This is a genomic window from Phocaeicola salanitronis DSM 18170 (assembly GCF_000190575.1).
Lineage (GTDB): Bacteria > Bacteroidota > Bacteroidia > Bacteroidales > Bacteroidaceae > Phocaeicola > Phocaeicola salanitronis.
This window is the reverse complement of sequence record NC_015164.1, coordinates 3,952,495-3,974,453: the sequence shown is the minus strand read 5'-3', so window position 1 is coordinate 3,974,453 and position 21,959 is coordinate 3,952,495. Positions and strand designations below refer to the sequence as shown.

The 21,959-nt window shown below is 52.6% G+C and carries 14 protein-coding genes; 9 read left to right on the top strand and 5 right to left on the bottom strand.

What is annotated here, in order from left to right:
- Positions 1 to 8 precede the first annotated feature (8 nt).
- The 5 genes from BACSA_RS17135 to BACSA_RS17115 all read right to left on the bottom strand — a co-directional run bounded on the left by BACSA_RS17135 (position 9) and on the right by BACSA_RS17115 (position 11,172).
- Entirely contained in the window at positions 9 to 3,275 is a 3,267-nt protein-coding gene (locus tag BACSA_RS17135; protein WP_041584102.1) for a DUF4450 domain-containing protein, read from the bottom strand.
- A 109-nt stretch (positions 3,276 to 3,384) separates the two neighbouring features.
- Positions 3,385 to 5,496 (bottom strand): glycoside hydrolase N-terminal domain-containing protein, encoded by a 2,112-nt coding sequence (locus BACSA_RS17130; protein WP_041584494.1) that lies wholly within the window; start codon positions 5,494 to 5,496, stop codon positions 3,385 to 3,387.
- Positions 5,497 to 6,904: 1,408 nt separating this feature from the next.
- Positions 6,905 to 8,356, bottom strand: coding sequence for a glycoside hydrolase family 28 protein (locus BACSA_RS17125; RefSeq protein WP_085929114.1), 1,452 nt, complete (start codon positions 8,354 to 8,356; stop codon positions 6,905 to 6,907).
- Positions 8,357 to 8,638: 282 nt separating this feature from the next.
- Positions 8,639 to 9,781 (bottom strand): glycoside hydrolase family 88/105 protein, encoded by a 1,143-nt coding sequence (locus tag BACSA_RS17120; RefSeq protein ID WP_394358872.1) that lies wholly within the window; start codon positions 9,779 to 9,781, stop codon positions 8,639 to 8,641.
- A 143-nt stretch (positions 9,782 to 9,924) separates the two neighbouring features.
- A complete protein-coding gene (locus BACSA_RS17115; RefSeq protein WP_013619278.1) occupies positions 9,925 to 11,172 on the bottom strand; it encodes a DcaP family trimeric outer membrane transporter in 1,248 nt (415 codons plus the stop codon).
- A 465-nt stretch (positions 11,173 to 11,637) separates the two neighbouring features.
- Here BACSA_RS17115 and BACSA_RS17110 point away from each other — a divergent pair, with 465 nt between their 5' ends.
- From BACSA_RS17110 to BACSA_RS17075, 9 genes are all read left to right on the top strand, one after another.
- A complete protein-coding gene (locus tag BACSA_RS17110; RefSeq protein ID WP_013619276.1) occupies positions 11,638 to 13,116 on the top strand; it encodes a glycoside hydrolase family 10 protein in 1,479 nt (492 codons plus the stop codon).
- A 99-nt stretch (positions 13,117 to 13,215) separates the two neighbouring features.
- Complete coding sequence (locus BACSA_RS17105) at positions 13,216 to 14,385, top strand: AIR synthase-related protein (RefSeq protein WP_013619275.1); 1,170 nt, start codon at positions 13,216 to 13,218, stop codon at positions 14,383 to 14,385.
- 1 nt (position 14,386) lies between these two features.
- Positions 14,387 to 14,680 (top strand): hypothetical protein, encoded by a 294-nt coding sequence (locus BACSA_RS19980; RefSeq protein WP_013619274.1) that lies wholly within the window; start codon positions 14,387 to 14,389, stop codon positions 14,678 to 14,680.
- Between the two features lie 49 nt (positions 14,681 to 14,729).
- Entirely contained in the window at positions 14,730 to 15,494 is a 765-nt protein-coding gene (locus tag BACSA_RS17100; protein WP_041584101.1) for a Fic family protein, read from the top strand.
- A 6-nt stretch (positions 15,495 to 15,500) separates the two neighbouring features.
- The gene (prfA, locus tag BACSA_RS17095; protein ID WP_013619272.1) at positions 15,501 to 16,613 is read left to right on the top strand and encodes a peptide chain release factor 1; all 1,113 of its coding nucleotides are present in this window, start codon (positions 15,501 to 15,503) and stop codon (positions 16,611 to 16,613) included.
- 19 nt (positions 16,614 to 16,632) lie between these two features.
- Positions 16,633 to 18,372, top strand: a complete 1,740-nt coding sequence (locus BACSA_RS17090; RefSeq protein ID WP_013619271.1) for a DUF4153 domain-containing protein — start codon at positions 16,633 to 16,635, stop codon at positions 18,370 to 18,372.
- A gap of 18 nt (positions 18,373 to 18,390) precedes the next feature.
- Complete coding sequence (pyrF, locus tag BACSA_RS17085) at positions 18,391 to 19,221, top strand: orotidine-5'-phosphate decarboxylase (protein WP_013619270.1); 831 nt, start codon at positions 18,391 to 18,393, stop codon at positions 19,219 to 19,221.
- A gap of 305 nt (positions 19,222 to 19,526) precedes the next feature.
- Positions 19,527 to 20,567: a UDP-3-O-(3-hydroxymyristoyl)glucosamine N-acyltransferase gene (lpxD, locus tag BACSA_RS17080; RefSeq protein WP_013619269.1), complete on the top strand. Its 1,041-nt coding sequence runs from the start codon at positions 19,527 to 19,529 to the stop codon at positions 20,565 to 20,567.
- A gap of 5 nt (positions 20,568 to 20,572) precedes the next feature.
- Positions 20,573 to 21,958 (top strand): bifunctional UDP-3-O-[3-hydroxymyristoyl] N-acetylglucosamine deacetylase/3-hydroxyacyl-ACP dehydratase, encoded by a 1,386-nt coding sequence (locus tag BACSA_RS17075; protein WP_013619268.1) that lies wholly within the window; start codon positions 20,573 to 20,575, stop codon positions 21,956 to 21,958.
- Position 21,959 lies beyond the last annotated feature (1 nt).

Genomic DNA, 21,959 nt, shown 5'->3' with positions numbered 1-21,959 from the left:
AATAACGCTCACTCCTGCAACGTAACGCCCATCAGGCCGATAACGACATCATTCGCCACGGTCTCCAGGGTGAGCGACTCCAGTTCCTTCGCCTTGTCCAAGGGGATATCCAGCAAGACGCCTGCACCTCCTTCTATCTCCCTGCCATACACGCCGCTGATTCCCAGCTCCTTGCCCAAGTCTCGGCTCACCTTTCCGCTCTTCAGATGCAGGCGGTACGGACGGGGTCCGGGCACATCAAAAGCCAAGCCGTCCACATAGAAATCCTGCTCGATGGGGCACCAGTTATCGGGATTGGTCAGGGTGACACAGGTTTCCGTACCGTCGGCATAACGCACACGGACGGTTCCGTTCGCGATGCGGCATTGCATGTGGTTCGTGCTTCCGGCAAGAAGCAGGTAAGCATGCGAGGCATTGCCTTCCAACGGCACGGCGATGCTATCGGGATAATTGTCCCAAAGCGAGGTGAAAGCGATGTTCTTCCCTTCCTTCGGCAAGCGGAAAGGCACGCCCAAGGAGGTCAGGAAACGGTCGTTCCGAATCAGGCTCCGCAAGCCGGAATCGTCTATCGTGGCACTCAGCAGGGGATGACACCACTCGCCGATGCCTTGCACGGGAATCTGAAGCGTGGTATAAGGCGAACGGGGCGAGAAATACTGCTCCTTGAAGATAGACGTAACCGAATCGTTCAGCACCGCGCTCATGTCTACCGTGCGGCAAGCTTCGGTATTCACTTCCGAAAAATCGGCTTTCTTCTTCACCATCGGACGCTCGAAACACACATTCACGGGTTGCCACCACTCCATCTCTCCCTGACGGGTACGGATAAAGAAGGTATGGTCGCCCTTCAAGCCTTTCGGCTTTCCCCAGAAGCCTTCCGGACGAAGCCCGGACGAAGCGAACAGCCCTTGCGGGTCGTAGATTTCGGTCGTCTTCAAGCCTTCGGGAGACGGGAGCGTGATTTCTTCCGCATCTCCGGCTACGGTCAGCCCCGTTTCCACGATACGGCAAATATCCTTTCCTGCCCATGCGATTTCCACCTCTGCCTCTGCGGAAGGAAGAGCTTCTATCTCCAGCAAGGGATATCCATGAGCGGCAGGAGCCAGACGCCATTCCGCAGGCTTTCCGTTCACCCTTACCGAGGCAATCCGCTCCCGGCGTGCGTTGACCTGCAAGACCAGTTTCAGCGGCGAAGCGAAACGCTGGGTGAAACGATAGGTGTCGGTGTCCGCGTTCCGCTCGTAAGCGTATTCCACATCGGGCGTAGCCAGCGAGGCATGCTCCCATTCCATGGGGAAGCCCGGACGGATGACCAGCCTTCCGTTCATCGCGTCGGGAAGCACGCCGTACAAGCCTTGTATCAACACGCGCGAAGCCACGCCCACGGGGTCTCCGAAATCACGGTAACATTCCCCGCGCGCCGCATCGTAGAAGCTCACCTGCCCGAAGTTTCCCGGACTGTCGCCCAGGTACATACCGTCAAGGATGGAACTCTTCAGGAGCTTATATCCCGCATCGCCCCGTCCCGACTGGAAATAAGCCAGCGCCGTATGCATCACTTCGGCAAAAGCCACGTTGTTGATGCTCCACGAATAAGGGAGCCAGTTGGTGGTGGCTATCGTAGCATAGCCCTCATCTTCCAGCCCTTTCCCTTTCACCGGAATGTGCGGGATTTGCGTATCGACGTAGCGGGTTGCCTGATACGCCTGAAAGGGGTCGGCGGTCTCGCTGTCAATGGCATGGTAGATGGTCCATACACCGGCGCTTTCGTGCAGGCGTTTGTGTCCCATAAAGTCCTGGAACTCTGCCCAATGTCCTTTCTCCGCCATCCACAGGCGTTCGTTCAGCCCCTTCAGGATGCGGGCGGCTTCTTCCTGGTAAGGTGTCGGGTCTTCGCCTATCTTGCGCGCGATTTCCGCCGCCCATTTGTTCGCCCGGTAATTGTATGCCGAAGAGTGGGTCACGGCACCGCTGTTGTAATACAAGGCATCGCTCGCCCAAATGCAGGCGTACGCGTCATACAATCCGTCGTTATCGGGGTCGTAGTTCCGTTTTTCCCATGCCAGATGACGGGTGATGACGGGCCACATCCGGCGGGCATACGCCAAGTCTCCGGTCCAGTTCAGGTGCCACAGAAGCTCGTCCATGTAACACAGGTTCATGTCGTAATGGTGCATCTGGTTGTTCCGGCGCGGATTGCGGCAGATGTATCCGTTGCTGTATTGAGGCGTTCCCCAGTGTTTCACCGAGCGTGCCAAGTGCAAGGCAGAGTCTTGTGCCGGATGCGGAATCGTGTTCGGCACCTCGGTCACCTGACTTGCGGCATACGCATCGAAATGCGTGCGGGCACGGTCGTGCCAGCCCAGCACATCGCCCGTATAAGCAGCGCGCCACCCGCTCAGGGGCATGCGCCAGCCCACCGCTCCGTGAAGCCATACCTGCCCGTCCCAAATGCCGTCCGCCGCCACCGCCAAGGCTCCGCCCAGGGTATTGAAATAAGGGTCGGGCGTAGAGATGCGGATGCGCGAAGCCAATGCCTTGCGTGCCGACTCTGCCTTGCCGTACAGCGCACGCCCTTCGGACACCGGAAGCACGCGCAAGTCCTGGTTTTCCAGCAAGAGATACGTCTCCGCTTCCAGCTTCATCGGATACATCTTTTGTTGCCGGGGATGCTCCGGAGCCTCGAAACATCCGGGAGGGTCGGCACCCATATCCCCGTTGCGGTTCAGCTTCTTCGCACGGATTTCCGAGATAAAGCATTGCAGCAGGGCACCGGCGGGCATGCCTTCCGCCTCGAATTTCCATACCGCCCCGTCGGCATCGGGCAAAGCCAATGCCCCGATGCGCAGCTCGCCCTTCCCCCACACAGGGTCTGTAAGCCGGTACGTGCGCCGCCCTGCCGTATAGCGCGCTTCGCAAAAGTCCAGCGAATCGAGTGCCTGCGACATGCCTCCATGCACCAGCCGGAAACGGATATGCTTGCTGTTCTTCTTCTCGTAGGCGGCGAACACCGGACGGTCACTGGTCTCCAGACGGAAAGCCGACCAGCTCCCGTACAGGGCACGGGTAAAGCGGTTCTTGCCATTCACGCTCACGAAGTCGTCTCCTTCGGGCACGTATTGCAACGTCCGTTCCGCCCCGCGTTTCGCGTCGTTATACGAGGTCGATTCGATAAAGTCGCCTATCTTCTTCGCCTGCTTGCTCTGGGCGGAAGCGGAAAGGCAACCCATCAGTATGATTCCTGTCAGTATCAGTTTGTTCATAGTCGTATGCATTTAATTTCACCACAGAATTCTAAGACTTGCACAAGTTTTAGAATTCTGTGGTGAATTATACGTCTCTACCAAAATAGTAAATAGTAAATCGCCAAATCGTAAATCACACTCACGGCATCGGCTTCAGGCCTTCCCAACGCACGTTCCACGTGCCGTCTTTCGGGAATCCGGGGTTCACGCCTTCCGAACCGTCCCAGCCTGCACACATCATCGCCACGGCGGTAAGCAAGCCGCCATTGCCCGGCAGGTACACGCGCAGGCGTCCGTCCTGATAATTGTGCCCGTTCACCAGATACGTGTTGGTGCGCTTGTCCATCAGCAAGGCTCCCACCGCCTTTTCAGGCTCGCCCAGGCGTGCCGCGTCCATGGCGGTCATCGGGTAATCCCAGCCCCAGGTCTTGTTCCAGTTCCAGTTGTCCCATACCCAGTCGAGGGTGTTGCGCATATAGTCGGCATTGATAAGCTTGTTCATCGGAAGAATGCCCACGGCACCCAGCACCGCCATGTGGTCGGAGGTGAAACGGATGTCCTTATACGTATCCGTAGCGGTCTCGGCGGCAAGATACAGGTGGTCTTCGTTGTATGCCAGCGGAGAGAGTTTCTCTATCAGCACGTCCCATTCGGGCACACGCTCCATGCCGGCACGTTCGCGCCACTCCTGAGCCACGCCCATGGCATAATGCCAGTAAGAAAGCTCGAAAGGAGGATTTACCGTATCGGCGGCACGCAAGGTTTCCTGAGCCGGAATGGCACCCTTCAGGATATAGCGGTCGTTTTCCTTGTCGTAGGTAGCGAACGAGTACATAAACTCGGCGGTTTCCTGTACCAGCTTGTTATATTTCTGAATAATCGAGTCCGACGGCTCGGCACGGTAAAGCAGTTCGGCAAGGTAAATCAGGTGGGGCTGCTGCCAGATGAGGAAGCTTCCCACGTTCGACGGCGCTTCGATGCCGCTCGGGTCGGTCATCTTCATCCAGCGCACGCCTTCGAATCCCTGACGTTCGGCAATCTGGCGGGCTACGGGTTCCGCTTTTTCATACCAGCCCAAGGTGCGTCCCATCATTTCGGGGTGTCCCCACAAGGCGAAATGCGCCTGATGCCACCAAATCATTTCCAAATGGAACTTTCCGAACCACGAGTTATATGTCAGGCCCGTTTCCTGCGGAGGCGTAGAGCCTGCGCACTGGATAGCCATCAGGTACTGGCTCAGCACCACGCGGCGTTCCAGTTCCTTGGCGCGCGGATCGGTGCAAAGCGAGAAGTCCACCGCCCCGCCTTTCGTCCAATACGTGTTCCAATACGCCGATGCAGCCTGTTCCGATTGGGCAAACGTCACGGCAGGCGCGTCAGACGGCTCGGGCGTAAACTGGCAGGTAAAGGCAAAAGCCGTGTCTGCCGGAGTCAGGACGAAATAGTTCTTTTCTTTCTCCTTCAGGGTAGCATCGCCTTCCCAGCGCACCGTCACATAATAGGTCGTGGCGTCCAGCTGGCGTTTCAGCACGGCGCTCTGCCCGTCTTGTTCCACCACCGTAGTCGAATGCTTGTCGTTCGCTTCCCAGTCGCACGCATCGTCGCAATGCTTGCCCGTAGGGTAAGGGAAACGGAGCTTGATGCCCGCAGGAGCAGCGGAAGACACCCGTGCGGCTATCATGTCGCGTTCAGGATGGCAAACGGTCTGTACCCGGTAAGGCGTTCCGTCCAGCGAAAAGCTGCTGGTGATTTCTCCGTCCCACATATCCAGCGTCTGACGGATATCCTTCACCTGACCGGGCGTAACCGACTCGTCCAGCTCCAGTCCCACAATGCCCAGATGCAGGCGGTGCGGATTGACGCGAAGCCAGTTGGAAGCGTCTTTCTGACGGCCTTCTTCCTTGAACTGGCACGCATACACCTCCTTGTGCCCGCGCCCGAAATCGTATTCCTTCTGGGCGTCTTCGGGCTTGTAGTTGCCCGTATTGGCAAAGCTGTGCCAGCCCCATTGGCTCTGTGTGCCCAGAGGCACTCCGTTCTTATACACTTCGGGGAAAGTCTGAAGCCCGGTCGCGTCTACGGTATAGGCAAACTCGCCGTTCCCCACCGAGAGCGACGATAGCGAATCCATCGCCGCCACTTGCGGATTGTTGCGCTCCACCAACGCCCGGCGGTCGATGGGTTCCTGCTTCTCCGCGCTACATGCTGCCAGCGTAAGGGCAGCCAACGAATAAAGTAACTGTTTCTTCATGTATCGTTTTTCTTTTTTAAAATAAATGTTTCCGTTGATTATCTTGATGCTGCGAAGATAAGGCTTCTTACTCAAAATCAACATGGAATAACGTACATTGTCATGGAAAAACATACACAAGAGGCAAAATACGAGGGCAAAAACAAAGGTAGAAACGGCCATAACATCAGGTTTTGGTTACGCTACAAAGTTACGAAAAAGTTTTGAATCATGCAAGCTTTTCCGGGGCGCGGCGCAGCTATATGCTACCCGTCCTGCACTTAACCGGAATGGCTTATGCATATATATGCACAAATCGGTCTGCAAATCTAACAATCTAACATCTAACAATATAACAATATAACAATAACCTTTTCAGAAATCCGCACAAGAGAGAGAAAAAACTAATATATATTTATATATAATATAATATATAATATATATTATATTATATATAAATATATATTGTTATTCACTCTTTCTCCGGTGGATTCGCTTTTTTCGAAAAAAAGTTATTGTTATATTGTTATATTGTTAGATGTTAGACAAAACAGTATGCAAAATCCAAGGCAACGTGGGGTGAGTGTCACTGTTATCACCACAGATTACACAGATTTAATCAATTAATAATCAATAGTTAATAACCCGTATCATCGTAGAGACGATGTGCACATCGTCTCTACGATGATAGCGCAAGACAACAACGACCTGACTTGAAAGCAGGTTGTCTCTGAGATGAGGTAGTTTCAAACTACCCTATCCCGCAGGATGACCTTACTTGAATTAAGGGCATCGGGAAGATGATATGAGTTGAAATCATGTCGTGTCGAGGGGTGTCGTTTCAACCTATACCCCTCTTGCATCCGCCTGTAAGATAAGGTGGTTTCAAAACGCCCTATCTTTGAGACGAGGGTGTATCAAAAATAAAACGACTATCAAAAAGTAATGTCATCCTGAGCAAAGCGAAGGATCTCGGATGCATCCACGTGGATGTCTATGAGATCCTTCGCTGGCGCTCAGGATGACAATACCTGTCATAATCGAATGGATTTTCCGCAGGAAATGGGCACTCAGCATGACAAAATGAAAATTGATTTTTATTTCGGCACACCCTCATCCGCGAGATAACCTCGGTTGAAACGAGGTCATCGGGAAGATGATATGAGTTGAAATCATGTCGTGTCGAAGGGTGTCATTTCAACCTATACCCCTCTTGCATCCGCCCGTAAGATAACGTCATTTCAAATTACCCTATGTGGATATTCATTTTTATAATTCATATACAACTCATTTACAGCATCATACAAACAATCGCCGCATAGCGTTAACAGATTTTCACACCCACCCGTTTCAAATCCATTGCCGGACGGGAAAAAAGACGTACCTTTGCCTTCGAACCAAAATCACAAACGCTATGGAAACCAACCGATTACTTCACTACCTGAACTTCCACATCCTCCTGGTGTACGTTCTTGCAATAGCGGAACTCAGCGTCCTCGCGTGCACGGATACGGACGTGTTTCAGCGTAATGCCGTCGATGGGCATTTCGGGGATGCCGTTGAAATACATGGCACGGCGCGCGCCCGCACACGTCAGGCGTTCGATGTGGATGTTGCGGAAGCACGGAGTGGTTTCGTCGACGGGCATGGCAGGCACTTCTGCGGGAACTACCTCGCCGCTTTCGAGCACTTCGACCGCCGACTTGCCTCCGTAATACAAGTTGAACGTAACCGGCTCGGTAGCGATGTCAATCATCGACACGTTGCGCACCCAGATGTTCTCTACCACACCGCCGCGCCCGCGCTTGCTCTTGAAGCGCAACCCGACATCGGTGCCGAGGAACTGGCAATTGCTGACCGAAACGTTGCGCACGCCGCCGCTCATCTCGCTGCCCACGACAAAGCCTCCATGCCCCTTGAAGACCGTACAGCCGTCTACGATGACGTTCTCGCACGGACGCGCGCGCCGGCGGCCGTCTTCGTCCTTCCCGCTCTTGAGGCAGATGCCGTCATCGCCCACATCGAAGGTGGAATTGACTATCAGGGCATTGCGGCATGACTCCAGGTCGAGCCCGTCACCGTTTTGCGCATAGCTGGGATTGCGCACCTCTACGTTCTCTATCAGCACATTTTCGCACATCAGCGGATGCAGGTTCCATGCCGGAGAGTTCTGGAAAATCACGCCTTCCAGCCATACGTTCTTACATTCTATCAGGCTCACCATGACCGGACGCAGGAACGGGCGGATGCTCTGCCATTCTTCTTCCGTCTTGAGGTTCTGAGGCACGTTCATGTTGCTGATGGTGTCTCCCTTCAGCGTTCCGGGGTAAGGGAACCAATAATCGGCGCGCTTGTAGACCCCTCCGCGCGAGGTTGCCGCCTTCCATTGGCTCTCGGTCACCTTCTGCCGCTTCAGGGGACGCCAGAAATGCCCGTTGCCGTCGATAGCCCCTTGTCCGGTAATCGCTACATTGGTCAGGTTGCGTCCCGAAATGGGCGACTGGCACCGGCGGGTATCCAGCCCTTCGAACACCGTTTCCACCAAGGGATACAGGTCGATATCGGGCGAGAAGAGGATGACCGCTCCCTTTTCGACATGCAGGTTGATGTTGCTTTTCAGCACGATAGGGCCTGTAAACCATACGCCGGCAGGCACCGTAAGCCGGCCTCCGCCCTTTTGCGAGAGCGCGTCGATGGCGCGGGCAAACGCTTCGGTACAAAGCTGTGTACCGTCGCCCACCGCCCCGAAATCGCTCAGATTGACTTCGTTATCGGGAAATGAAGGAGCCTCGACACGCGGCATTTCGAAAGGCAAATCCGCATAAAGCGACTCGTATTTATACTCTTCTGTCGGCTGGCAGGAAGCGAGAAACGCCGCCATGCCGCACGCTAATAATGTGGTCAGTTTCATGATTTTATTTTAAGTTTATGTTAAAAAATGGATTGGAACACAGAGACACGAAGGCACAGAGTTTTATTTAAATTGAATATCCGCAAACATCCCATGTAGGGGCGTATGGCATACGCCCTGAAGAGATCCTTCGCTTTGCTCAGGATGACATTATTTTTAGATAATCAGATACACCCTCGACATAACGTAATAGCTCCGTTACATTTGACTTTTCTATATTTCTCCGTGTCTCTGTGCCTCTGTGTTCAATATTTACTTGCCCAGCTCCAGACACCCCATGATGTAAGGGCCCGTAGCCTTGGCATCGTTATCGCGCATTTTCTCGCCGATGTAATACTCGAAGCTTCCGTCGCGGTACGGCTTTCCGCCCAAGCCTCCTACCTGACAGCAGCGGGTCAGCGTCTGGGTTCCGTCGGCATTTTCCTTCATCAGCTTCGCGTTCAGCCCACGGAAGGCCTTTTCTGCCACCGCACGGTATTCCGGAGCGATATACCCTTTGTTTACCGCCTTGGCGTATGCATACATGCATTGCGTAGTGACCGAGGCTTCGGGGAAGTTGCCTTCACGCTGGGGCTGGTCAATCACCTGATACCAAAGCCCGTCCTTGTCCTGATACTTGGGGAGCGCTTCGGCAAGGCCCTGAATGTATCCAACCAGTTCGGCACGTCCGGAATGGTCCTCGGAAATATAATCGAGCACATCCACCAGCGCCATGAACCACCATCCGATGCTCCGTCCCCAGAAATTGGGAGAAGTTCCGGTCTCGGGATTCGCCCACCGCTGCGACTTGCTCTCGTCCCACGCATGATAATACAGCCCTGTCCGGGCATCGTACGTGTGCTCGTGGCAGATGCGGAACTGCTTCACGGCATCGTCTATCAAGTCGGGACGCCCGAACTCCGCTCCGTAGCGCGCCAAGAAAGGCGAAGCCATGTAAAGCCCGTCCAGCCACATCTGATGCGGATAGACCAGCTTGTGCCAGAAGCCCCCTTCCAACGTGCGCGGATGGCGGCTCAGCTGGCGTACCAGCACGTCCATCGCTTTCTTGTACTTCCCGTCCTTGGTTTCGCGGTACAGGTCGAACAACACTTTCCCCGAATTGATGAAATCCAGGTTATAATCTGCCATCTCGTATTTCCAGATGGTTCCGTTGGCATCGATAAGGGTATCGCCCCACTCTTCCACATACTCGTAATACTTGCGCTCGCCGGTAGCTTTCCACATCTCCAGCATCGCGCAACATCCTACGCCCTGCGCATAGCCGAAGAACAGGCGTTTCCCATGGTCGAGCTGCCACGCTTCGGGGAAACGCGCCATTTCCGAACCGGCAAAACGCTGTGCCGCTTCCCGGTAGGGATTGGAAGCCAACGCCACCGAAGCAAAAAGCAGCTGCATGCCTAATGCAATGATTGTCTTTTTCATGTGTCTTTTTATAGCTAATGGTTTTACATTAAATTTCCGCTACAAAAATAACACACTCCTTCCGTTCCTGCCATGCAATAACGTACAAGGACATGGAATCGGGTACACTTTTCCCCTTAAAACTGGAAAATAGCCGTCACTACCAAGCGGTGGTTCAAGACGGTGTGCGAAGAAAGCGCCTTGGCTTTCGCATCGAATTCATCGCCGTACCAGGCGTTGCACACCGAATATTCGGCACCGAACTTCCAGTGCGGGCGGTTATAAGTCAGTTCGGCGGTGCCGGTGAAAAGCTGGTCGAGGGTGGTTCCTGTGCCTAACGTGCCGTAGGGCACTTCTTCCGTAGCCCCCAAGCCTTTCAGGTAACCGAAGAACAATGCCGGACGCCACGTCTTGCCGTATGCCACGTTCACCCACGTAGTAGAAGTGCGGAGCGGCGCATACTCCTGCTCGCCGGTCACGGGGTCGATGCTCCGGATGCCGTATCCGCCTACGGTGCTGGCTTGCGTCAGGTTGGTGCCCAATACGGTTTTGGCGGCTACCAGCCAATTGTTACGCGTGTATTTCACATGCGCCTCGCCCGAAATGCCGGTGATGCGTTCGTCCACCTTATACGTGCCGCTCCCGGTTTCCGACTGGGTACGGGGCGTAATGGAGCTGACATGTACGCCGGCACCGGCTATCAAGCCCGGCCGCTTGTAATCCACGCCCACATACACCTCGGGGATGCTGCTCCACTTGATGAAATCCTGGTGCTTGCGGGTAGCGGTAGCGCCCGGCTCGTTGGAACTGGGACCTACCGAAAGGTATTGCGATTGCCAGATAGCGGCGGCGGTCAGGCGGAAGTTTTCCGAAGTGAAGCGGTACCGGATTTGCGGAGCGCGGCTGAAGGGCTGGTAAGGAGCGCCCATGTTGAGGTTCAGTATTTCGGGAGCCACATCGCCATAGAGCGGATGCCAGGTCTGCCCCACCAGCAACGCCGACTTGCCCCAGTCAAGATTGAAATACACGTGGCGGATGCGGAAGAGCGAATACGTTGTGCCCGAACCGCGGAAGTCCACTTCCACCTTTGCCGAAGTCTTTGCCTTGCCCAGCATCGGTCCCGTCACGTCCACGCCCAAACGGGTATAAAGGGTATAGAAATCGCTGTTCCCGTTGTCGTTCAGGTCTTTTCCGTTAGGGTCTTCCACTTTATCCAGCGGATACATATAGAACAGTCCGTCCACCGTTTCCGAATTCGACCGGCTGTTATAGAACAAATCGGTACGCACCTGACCATAAAATTTATAGTCGAATTCTTTCTTCTGCGCATTGCCTGCCAGTGTACCTCCCAGCAGGGCTGCCAATAATACAACTTGCTTTTTCATACTATTCTTTATCGTTTTTGAAACGCAGATTAGCGCAGATTATCATAATCCTTTTAAAGGCGTGTTTTGTTTTGAGAGTGTATCAAAACAGAAATTAGCTTTCATTTTGTCATCCTGAGTGCCCATTTCCTGTGGAAAACCCATTCGATTATGACGGGGATTTTTCAAAGCTATTGTCATCCTGAACGAACGTGAAGGATCTCGTAAACATCCACGTGGATGTGAGATTCTTCCTCCCTACGGTCGTCAGAATGACAAGAGGGTTAAGGATAATCCGTCATTGGTAACGTAGTGAAGCATGACAAATCATTTTTCGCTATACATTTCTAATTGACTATAAATATAAAATCTGTGTTAATCTGCGCTAATCTGCGTTTCAAACAAAAACACATTTATAAACATCGCCCGCAAAAGTAATAAAAAAGAAAAATGTTTGTATCTTTGCCCGCCTAAAAACATCACGACATGAGACAAAAGCTACGATATACGATTCTCGCCCTGCTGCTCTTCCCCTTCCTCACCGCTTTCGCGCAAACAGCCCCGAAATACGAGATACGCGCCACGTGGCTCACTACGCTGGGCGGTATGGACTGGCCCAGCCATAAAGCCGTCTCCCCCCAAGGCATCGAACGCCAGAAGGCCGAACTATGCCATATCCTTGACCAGCTGAAACAAGCCAACTTCAATACGGTACTTTTCCAAACCCGCCTGCGGGGAGACGTAATCTACCCCTCGGCATTCGAGCCTTTCGCCGAATCGCTGACGGGTACCGAAGGCAAGCATCCCGGCTACGACCCATTGAAATTCGCCATAGAAGAATGCCACCGGCGGGGCATGGAACTGCATGCCTGGCTCGTGGCTATCCCCATCGGGAACACCCGCCAGATACGGATGCTTGGGAAAAACGCCCTGACCCGCAAACACCCCTCGCTCTGCAGGCAATTCAAGGGAAGCTGGTACCTAGACCCGGGCAATCCCGGAACGGATGAATATCTGGCAAACATCGTGCGCGAAATCGTATCCGGATACGATGTGGACGGCATCCATCTCGATTACATCCGGTACCCCGAGCAGGGGGAACGCTTCCCCGACCAAAGCACATACCGCAAGTATGGGAAACGGCAAGGCCTGACACAATGGCGGCGGGACAACATCACACGTATCGTGCGCCGGATATATACCGAAGTCAAGTCGATGAAACCGTGGGTAAAGGTAAGCAGCTCGCCCATCGGCAAATACCGCGATACGGAACGCTATTCTTCGCACGGCTGGAACGCCTATGAAGAGGTGTATCAGGACGCCCAGCAATGGCTGAAAGAAGGCATCCACGACGCACTTTTCCCCATGATGTATTTCCAAGGAAACCACTTTTACCCGTTTGCCCTCGACTGGAAAGAGAATGCATACGGGCGGTGGATTGTGCCCGGACTGGGCATCTACTTCCTGCACCCCAAAGAACAGGACTGGCAACTGGACGAAGTCATCCGGCAAATCTATTTCATCCGTTCCATCGGGCTGGACGGACAGGCTTACTTCCGTACCCGCTTCCTGCTCGACAATACCAAAAGCGTATTCGACGAGCTGAGGCAACATTTCTACCCGCTTCCGGCACTCGTCCCGCCCATGACATGGACGGACAGCATCGCACCTGCCAAGCCCCAAGAGCCGTCTTTCACGCTTTTAGACCGAGGCATCCGTTTCCGCTGGGAAGCCTCTACCGATAACCTCTCGCCGGTATATTACCGCCTCTATGCGTCGGACACTTATCCGGTAGACACGCGGAACCCCCTCAACCTGATTGCCCCACGCATCGAGGACACCCGCTACACCTATGTGCCCGAAGTGCCTTGGCAAGAATACCTCTATTGGGCGGTGACCGCCGTAGACCGGTGCGGGAACGAAAGCGAACCGCTGGAATTTTTCCAATTGACAAATTATGAATAGTTGCTTACCGGCATCGTTTTTACGCCTTTGCGTTTCCTATTCTCCGAAATATTCACTATTTTTGCAAATCAATAAATCAATATTATAACATAAATTCTTATGAGCAACCAACGATATATGCAACGCGGCGTGTCGGCATCGAAAGAAGATGTGCACAACGCCATCAAGAACATCGATAAAGGTATCTTCCCGAAAGCATTCTGCAAAATCATACCCGACATCTTGGGCGGTGACCCTGAATATTGCAACATCATGCACGCCGACGGAGCAGGCACCAAATCGTCATTGGCATACCTGTACTGGAAAGAGACCGGCGACCTGTCGGTATGGAAAGGCATCGCACAAGACGCGCTGATTATGAACATCGACGACCTGCTCTGCGTGGGAGCGGTCGACAACATATTGGTCTCGTCCACTATCGGACGCAACAAACTGCTGGTACCGGGCGAGGTAATCTCCGCCATCATCAACGGTACGGATGAACTGCTTGCCGAACTGCGCGGCATGGGTGTAGGCGTATATGCCACGGGAGGCGAAACCGCCGATGTGGGCGACCTGGTGCGCACCATCATCGTAGACTCTACCGTGACCTGCCGCATGAAGCGTGCCGACGTGATAGACAATGCCAATATCCGCCCGGGCGATGTCATCGTAGGACTTGCCTCCTACGGACAAGCCACGTATGAAAAAGAATACAACGGCGGCATGGGAAGCAACGGGCTGACCTCGGCACGCCACGATGTGTTCGCCAAATACCTGGCGGAGAAATATCCCGAAAGCTACGACCACGCCGTGCCCGAAGACCTGGTATACAGCGGAAACCTGAAGCTGACCGACCCGGTAGAAGGCTCGCCCATCGATGCCGGCAAGCTGGTGCTCTCTCCTACCCGCACGTATGCGCCGGTGGTCAAGAAGCTGCTCGATGCACTCCGTCCGGAAATACACGGCATGGTGCATTGCTCGGGAGGCGCACAGACGAAGGTGCTCCACTTCGTAGGCGACAATTGCCGGGTAATCAAAGACAACCTCTTCCCCGTTCCTCCCCTCTTCCGTACCATCAAGGAACAGAGCGGAACAGATTGGGACGAAATGTACAAGGTATTCAACATGGGACACCGTCTGGAGGTTTACCTCTCGCCCGAACACGCCGAAGAAGTCATCGCCATCTCGAAATCGTTCAACATCGACGCGCAAGTAGTAGGACGCATCGAGGAAAGCGACCATAAGGAACTGATTATCCGGAGTGAGTTCGGGGAGTTCAAGTATTGATATGGCATACATCCGGTTAGTCTGTTTGATTATCATACTCTCCGCATTCCTTGTCAGCCGTTGGAAAGGTTTAACCAGTGTAAACCAATGTGTGCGGAGAGGCTATTTTATTTTAATCAGCGTAGCGTGTGCCATCGTAGCCATAGATTCTACCCTGACCTGCATTGCCCTCATCATGAACCACACGTTCTCGGGAAAGATGTTCCAAGAGCTGCTGTTCTGCATAGTATGGTGGTTCATTTGTTGGGGTATCGTCTTTCGGCAAATAGACTTTTCAAGAAAGCTTTGGGAATAATGCACGACACGTGCCAACCCGAAAAAAGAAACAGAGATAAAATCCGATTATGATGTCAGAGAACAATACATTATTAGCGAAGCTGGATGCGATGAAATCGCGTCTGGGTTCGTTACGCCCCCTTCCCAAAGAAGCATTGGACAAAATAAGGGAAGCTCTCGACATAGAATATACATACGAAAGCAACCGGATAGAAGGCAATACATTGACCTTGCAGGAAACCGCTTTGGTGGTAGAAGAAGGACTCACGATAAGCGGAAAAAGCATGCGCGAACACTTGGAGGCTATCAATCATCAGGAAGCCATTGCGTTCATCAAAGAGCTGGCGCAAAGTGAAGAGCCTCTGACCGAACGCGTCATCCTCCAGATTCATGCACTTATCCTGCGAGGCATCGACCGGGAAAATGCCGGGCGTTACCGTACGGTGCCTATACTGATTTCGGGAAGCAGGCACGTTCCTCCCCAACCTTATCTGATAGAAAAGCAAATGGAAGACTTCCTGATCCGTTTCCGCGAAATGGAAACCCAAGGCGTTCATCCGGTAAACATTGCCGCCTACCTGCACGATGAGCTGGTGCGCATTCATCCGTTTATAGACGGAAACGGACGGACTTCGCGCCTGCTGATGAACCTTTACCTGTTGCGTCATGGATATGTATTCATCGTACTAAAAGGAGATGCCGAAAGCAAACTAACCTATTACCAAGCACTGGAAGCATCGCACGTGGACAAAAATCCGATACCTTTCCGCCAACTGGTAGAAGAAAAAGAGATAGAAGCGTTACAAACATACATCAAATTGATTGAAGGTTAAACTTATATGTCAGAAAACAACAACACATTATTAGAGAAATTAGACGGGCTGGTGGCACGCTTTGAAGAAGTTTCGACCCTGATTACCGACCCTTCCGTCATCGCCGACCAGAAGCGGTACGTGAAGCTCACGAAAGAATACAAAGAGCTGAGCGACATCATGAAGGCACGCGGGGAATACCTGCAATGCCTGAACGGACTGGAAGAGGCAAAAATGATGATGGGCGAAAACGACCCGGAACTGAAGGAAATGGCACGCGAGGAAGCCGCCGCATGCGAAGCACGCATACCGGAACTGGAAGAAGAAATCAAGCTTCTGCTCATCCCTGCCGACCCGCAGGACGACCGTAATGCCATCCTCGAAATCCGAGGGGGAACCGGAGGGGACGAAGCGGCTATCTTTGCCGGAGACCTCTTCCGCATGTACTCGAAATACTGCGAGCGCAAAGGCTGGAAGCTGGAAGTATCGAGTGCCAGCGAAGGCGCATCGGGCGGATTCAAGGAAATCATCTGTTCCGTGACAGGTGATAAGGTATACGGGACACTGAAATACGAATCGGGCGTGCACCGGGTGCAACGCGTACCCGCCACCGAAACCCAGGGGCGTGTACATACCTCGGCGGCATCTGTAGCCGTATTGCCCGAAGCCGAACCCTTTGATGTGGAAATCAATGAAGGCGAAATCAAATGGGATACGTTCCGAAGCAGCGGTGCCGGAGGCCAGAACGTGAACAAAGTGGAATCGGGCGTACGCCTGCGCTATAACTGGAAAAACCCCAATACGGGCGTGGTAGAAGAAATCCTGATAGAATGTACCGAGACACGCGACCAGCCTAAAAATAAGGAGCGCGCGCTCGCACGCCTGCGTACCTTTATATATGACAAGGAACACCAGAAATACATCGACGATATCGCCTCGAAGCGCAAGACCATGGTAAGCACCGGCGACCGTTCGGCAAAAATCCGTACCTACAATTACCCGCAGGGACGCATCACCGACCACCGCATCAATTATACCATCTACAACCTTGCCGCCTTTATGGACGGCGACATACAGGATTGTATCGACCACCTGATAGTGGCGGAGAACGCCGAGAGACTGAAAGAAAGCGAACTATAACCTTTAACCGACCAGCGTCATGAACAGGCCATGGTATCAACAAATAGCCAGTATCCTTGCCGGAACGTTGCAAACCACTTTGAGACGTTTCCCCGTCACGGTATTGTTCGGCATTGCCCTGAGCGTCTATCTGATTCACCTAATCGCCACAGATTATGAAACAGAGAACAAGCTGATTGTCATCATCGGATATTACCTCTCGGCAGGCACGCTCCTTTCGCTCACCCTTCATCTCTGGAGTGAGGAAATGGAGCATCCGGTACGCAAAGCCATAGCCCATGTACTCCCTCACGGGCTATTGATAGCAGATGCCCTGTTCCTGTATTCCCTTTCGCCCGGCGAGTCGCTGACCGAAATCGGAATCGCGCACGGAGCCGCAATCTTTGCCATCGGCATATCCGTCTTTTTCCTTTCCTTCTCACGCACCAAGAACGATATGCCTAACTGGAACTTCGCTTCCGCAAGCTTTGGAGCGTTTATCACCTCCATACTCATCGGGAGCGTCATGAGCCTCGGAACCTGCCTGCTTGCCTATTCCCTGCAAGCCCTGTTCAACATCGAAGTCAATCATAAGGCCTACGGCTATATCGTGACCGTATGCAACGTATTCCTCTCCTTGCTCTTATTCCTCGGAATGCTCCCGCAAGGACGCGAAAAGCATAACGAATCCCCTCACGCCAGCCCATTCCTGAACGGGATTATCCGCTACCTTTTCCTGCCTTTGGAAATGGGCTATATCCTTGTGCTTTACATCTACGCCGCCAAGATACTCATTACCTGGGAACTACCCACGGGCTGGGTCTCCTGGCTGGTCACCCTCATGATGGCCGGATGCATCGCGATTGAGTTCGGCATCTACCCCTCCCGCATCGGAAGAGAAAGGCAAACGGACAAACGTATTGCATACGGGCTTCCGCTCGTGGCATTGCCCTTGCTGGTCCTGATGACCGTCAGCATCATGCGCCGGTTCCAGGATTACGGCATCAGCATCAACCGCCTTTACCTCATCACCTTCAACGCCTGGTGCTACATCGTCTGCATCGGGCTGATTCTCAACAAGGCAAGGCGCATCAACTGGATACCGGTCTCGTTCTCCGTGATATTCCTGCTGACTTCCGTGCTTCCGGTAAACTATGCCGGCATCACCCGGAATAAGATTCATGCCGATATCGAAAACGAGTTAAAGGCATCGGGCATCTCTTCCCTCCCCTTATCCCGGGAAGGGTACGAGAAGTGGCTCGCATCGCTCCCGTACGCCCATGCCGCGAACATCAACGACCGAGTGAGATACATGCGGAACTGGTTCGGATGGGAAAGCATAAGCGACCTGGTAGACCAAGACATTTTGCTATACTCGCTTCCCGAAGCCGAATCGCCCCACTTCTCCTACCAGGGAGAAACCGAACCTTCTGAGCCTCTCCCTATCCCCGAAGGGCATAACCAGGTGATAGAAATCGACCAATACATGTCGGGGGCAGACGGTTCCCTGCCCGATAAATGGTGGGAAAACGGGTCATTGCCTGTACCGCTCGAGCTTACGGGAGACACCGTCTATTTCGATTTGGATACCATTTGGAAGCTGCAGGCGCATACTTCCGGAGGCACATTCCCCGAAACCGCCGCGATGCCCCCTACGGCCCTGCGGTGCAATTCACCCGACAAGAGCTTCGTGCTCACCCGATTCAGTTTAAACTATAACAAAACAAACATAGAAGATACACACTTGTCTTTCAAGGGATATCTCTTTTATCAAAAATAAATTCAAAAACAGACCAATATGAACAAACAAGAACTCTTTGAAAACATCAAGCGCAAACAATCCTTCCTGTGTGTAGGGCTGGATACCGACATCAAGAAAATCCCCGGACACCTGCTGAAGGAAGAAGACCCTATCTTTGCATTCAACAAAGCCATTATAGACGCAACCGCCCCTTATTGCATCGCCTATAAGCCGAACCTGGCTTTTTATGAAAGCATGGGCGTAAAAGGCTGGATAGCTTTCGAAAAGACCGTGGAATACATCAAGAAAAACTATCCCGACCAGTTCATCATCGCCGATGCCAAACGCGGGGATATCGGAAACACCTCCGCCATGTATGCCCGCACCTTCTTCGAAGAGCTTGACATCGACTCGCTGACCGTGGCTCCCTACATGGGCGAGGACAGCGTAACGCCCTTCCTCTCCTACGAAGGGAAATGGGTCATCCTGCTGGCGCTGACCTCGAACAAAGGTTCGCACGATTTCCAGCTGACGGAGGACAAGGAAGGTGAACGGCTTTTCGAAAAAGTCTTGCGCAAGTCACAAGAATGGGCAAACGACCAGAACATGATGTACGTAGTAGGTGCCACCCAAGGACGCATGTTCGAGGATATCCGCCGCATCGTGCCCAACCATTTCCTGCTCGTGCCGGGCATCGGCGCACAAGGAGGCTCGCTGGAAGAAGTGTGCCGCTATGGCATGACTCCCGAATGCGGACTTATCGTCAACTCCAGCCGTGCCATCATCTATGCCGACAAGAGCGAGAACTTTGCCCAGGCCGCTAAAGATGAAGCCGGAAAAGTCCAGAAACAAATGGCGGAACAATTGAAAGCCGCCCGTATCGTATAATCCCCAACCGCCTGCAGGGACGTGCCGCATACGCCCCTGCAGGCAATTTACGGAATCCATATTGCCTGCATCTTCCTATGGATATAGCTTCATCGCCCTGCGCAAGCATCTGCATTCCCCCACGAAGCTATGTGCATCCGGGGGAGCTAAAGTTAAAAAAACATCGATTAACGTGTTTTAGACCACTAAAAAGATAAATAATTGACGTTTTGCACGGATATATAAAAAAAAATACGTAATTTGCATAATTAAACAAGGAGCGTACTAAAGACACTAATAGAAAAACAAAAAAGACACGATAAGTTATGGAGTTTTCAGCCAAACAAATTGCGGAATATATCCACGGAGAAATAGTAGGGAACGAGCATGCTACCGTACACACATTCGCAAAGATAGAAGAAGGCGTACCGGGTGCCATTTCTTTCCTTTCAAACCCGAAATATACACATTATATATATACGACCCAATCAACGATTGTATTGGTCAATAAAGATTTCGAACCGGAACAACCGGTCAGTGCCACCTTGATTAAAGTAGACAACGCATACGAAAGCCTGGCTCAACTCCTGACTTTATACGAACAAAACAAGCCGAAAAAGACGGGCATCGACCCGCTGGCATCCATTGCTCCAACCGCCAAAATCGGAAAAGATGTCTATATCGGCCCCTTTGCCTGCATCGAAGCAGGCGCAGAAATAGGCGACAACGCCTGCATCCATCCGCATGTCACCGTAGGAAGCCATGTTAAAATCGGCTCCAACACCACGCTATATCCCCATGTCACCATTTACCAGGATTGCCGCATAGGGAATAATTGCATCCTGCATGCCGGATGTGTCATCGGTGCGGACGGATTCGGGTTTGCCCCCTCCGCCGAAGGCTATGACAAGATTCCCCAAATCGGTATCGTCGTTATTGAGGACAATGTGGAAATCGGTGCCAATACGTGCGTAGACCGTGCCACGATGGGCGCCACCATCATCCATAAGGGCGTAAAGCTGGACAACCTGATTCAGATTGCCCACAATGTAGAGATAGGAAGCCACACGGTGATGGCTTCGCAAGGAGGCGTGGCAGGTTCCGCCAAGATAGGCGAATGGTGCGTATTTGCCGGACAAGTAGGTGTAGCCGGACATATCAAAGTGGGCGACCGCGTGACTATCGGAGCCCAATCGGGCATACCGGGCAATACCAAGTCGGGCAGCACCCTGATGGGATATCCCGCCATCGACCCGAAGCTTTTTGCGCGCTCGGCGGTCATATACAAGAAGCTGCCCGATATGTACGAAGACATGAGACGCATGCAGAAGGAACTGGAAGAATTAAAGAAACAACTTAATAAATAAAACCCATGTTAAAACAAAAAACACTAAAAGGCAGTTTTACACTGAACGGCAAGGGACTCCATACCGGAGTCAAGCTGACCGTGACATTCAATCCTGCCCCCGAACACCACGGATATAAAATCCAACGCATCGACCTGGACGACCAGCCCATCATCGATGCCATAGCGGATAATGTGGTAGACACCACACGGGGTACTGTTTTGGCTAAGAACGGGGTAAAAGTAAGTACCGTAGAGCACGCCATGGCTGCCCTCTATGCAGCCGGTATCGATAATTGCCTGATTCAGGTAAACGGTCCCGAACTTCCGATTTTAGACGGAAGCTCGAAAGCATACGTAGAATGCATCCAGCGGGTAGGCATTGAGGAACAAACCGCTCCGAAAGATTATTACATCATCAAATCGAAAATCGAAGTGCGCGATGAAGAAACAGGGTCTTCCATCATCGTCTTGCCGGATGATAAATTCAGCTTAAACGTATTAATCTCTTACGATTCCAAGATTCTGACCAACCAATACGCCACATTGGAGAACATGGATGAATTCCCTACCGAAATCGCATCGGCACGCACCTTCGTATTCGTGAGGGAAATCGAACCTCTGCTGAATGCCGGGCTTATCAAGGGAGGAGATTTGGACAATGCCATCGTCATCTACGAGAAACAGATGACGCAGGAAAACTTCGACAAGCTTGCCGATGTAATGGGAGTCCCGCACATGGATGCCAGCCACCTGGGATACATCAACCACATTCCTTTGGTATGGTCCAACGAACCGGCACGCCACAAGCTGCTTGACATCATCGGCGACCTTGCCCTGATTGGGAAACCCATCAAAGGACGCATCATCGCCACCCGCCCGGGACATACCATCAACAATAAATTCGCCCGCCAGTTGCGTAAGGAAATCCGCCTGCACGAGATTCAGGCTCCTATTTATAATTGCAACGAACCTCCTTTAATGGACGTGAACCGCATCCGCGAACTCCTTCCCCACCGTTACCCGTTCCAACTGGTAGACAAAGTCATCGCCATCGGAGCAAATTACATCGTGGGCGTAAAGAACGTCACTTCGAACGAACCGTTCTTCCAAGGGCATTTCCCGCAAGAACCGGTCATGCCGGGCGTTCTTCAGGTAGAAGCCATGGCACAGGTAGGAGGCCTGCTGGTGCTTAACTCATTGGCCGAACCTGAAAGATATTCTACTTACTTCTTGAAAATAGACAATGTAAAATTCCGCCAAAAAGTAGTGCCCGGCGATACACTCGTGTTCCGTGTAGAACTGATGGCACCGATTCGCCGCGGCATCTCTACGATGAAAGGATACATCTTCGTAGGAGAAAAAATCGTTTGCGAAGCTGAATTTATGGCACAAATAGTAAAAAACAAATAAA

Bases quoted from the DNA above. Each gene is read 5' to 3' on its own strand.
- BACSA_RS17135 (WP_041584102.1), bottom strand. From the start codon at position 3,275: ATGCATACGACTATGAACAAACTGATACTGACAGGAATCATACTGATG.
- BACSA_RS17130 (WP_041584494.1), bottom strand. From the start codon at position 5,496: ATGAAGAAACAGTTACTTTATTCGTTGGCTGCCCTTACGCTGGCAGCA.
- BACSA_RS17125 (WP_085929114.1), bottom strand. From the start codon at position 8,356: ATGGCGGCGTTTCTCGCTTCCTGCCAGCCGACAGAAGAGTATAAATAC.
- BACSA_RS17120 (WP_394358872.1), bottom strand. From the start codon at position 9,781: ATGCAGCTGCTTTTTGCTTCGGTGGCGTTGGCTTCCAATCCCTACCGG.
- BACSA_RS17115 (WP_013619278.1), bottom strand. From the start codon at position 11,172: ATGAAAAAGCAAGTTGTATTATTGGCAGCCCTGCTGGGAGGTACACTG.
- BACSA_RS17110 (WP_013619276.1), top strand. From the start codon at position 11,638: ATGAGACAAAAGCTACGATATACGATTCTCGCCCTGCTGCTCTTCCCC.
- BACSA_RS17105 (WP_013619275.1), top strand. From the start codon at position 13,216: ATGAGCAACCAACGATATATGCAACGCGGCGTGTCGGCATCGAAAGAA.
- BACSA_RS19980 (WP_013619274.1), top strand. From the start codon at position 14,387: ATGGCATACATCCGGTTAGTCTGTTTGATTATCATACTCTCCGCATTC.
- BACSA_RS17100 (WP_041584101.1), top strand. From the start codon at position 14,730: ATGATGTCAGAGAACAATACATTATTAGCGAAGCTGGATGCGATGAAA.
- prfA (WP_013619272.1), top strand. From the start codon at position 15,501: ATGTCAGAAAACAACAACACATTATTAGAGAAATTAGACGGGCTGGTG.
- BACSA_RS17090 (WP_013619271.1), top strand. From the start codon at position 16,633: ATGAACAGGCCATGGTATCAACAAATAGCCAGTATCCTTGCCGGAACG.
- pyrF (WP_013619270.1), top strand. From the start codon at position 18,391: ATGAACAAACAAGAACTCTTTGAAAACATCAAGCGCAAACAATCCTTC.
- lpxD (WP_013619269.1), top strand. From the start codon at position 19,527: ATGGAGTTTTCAGCCAAACAAATTGCGGAATATATCCACGGAGAAATA.
- BACSA_RS17075 (WP_013619268.1), top strand. From the start codon at position 20,573: ATGTTAAAACAAAAAACACTAAAAGGCAGTTTTACACTGAACGGCAAG.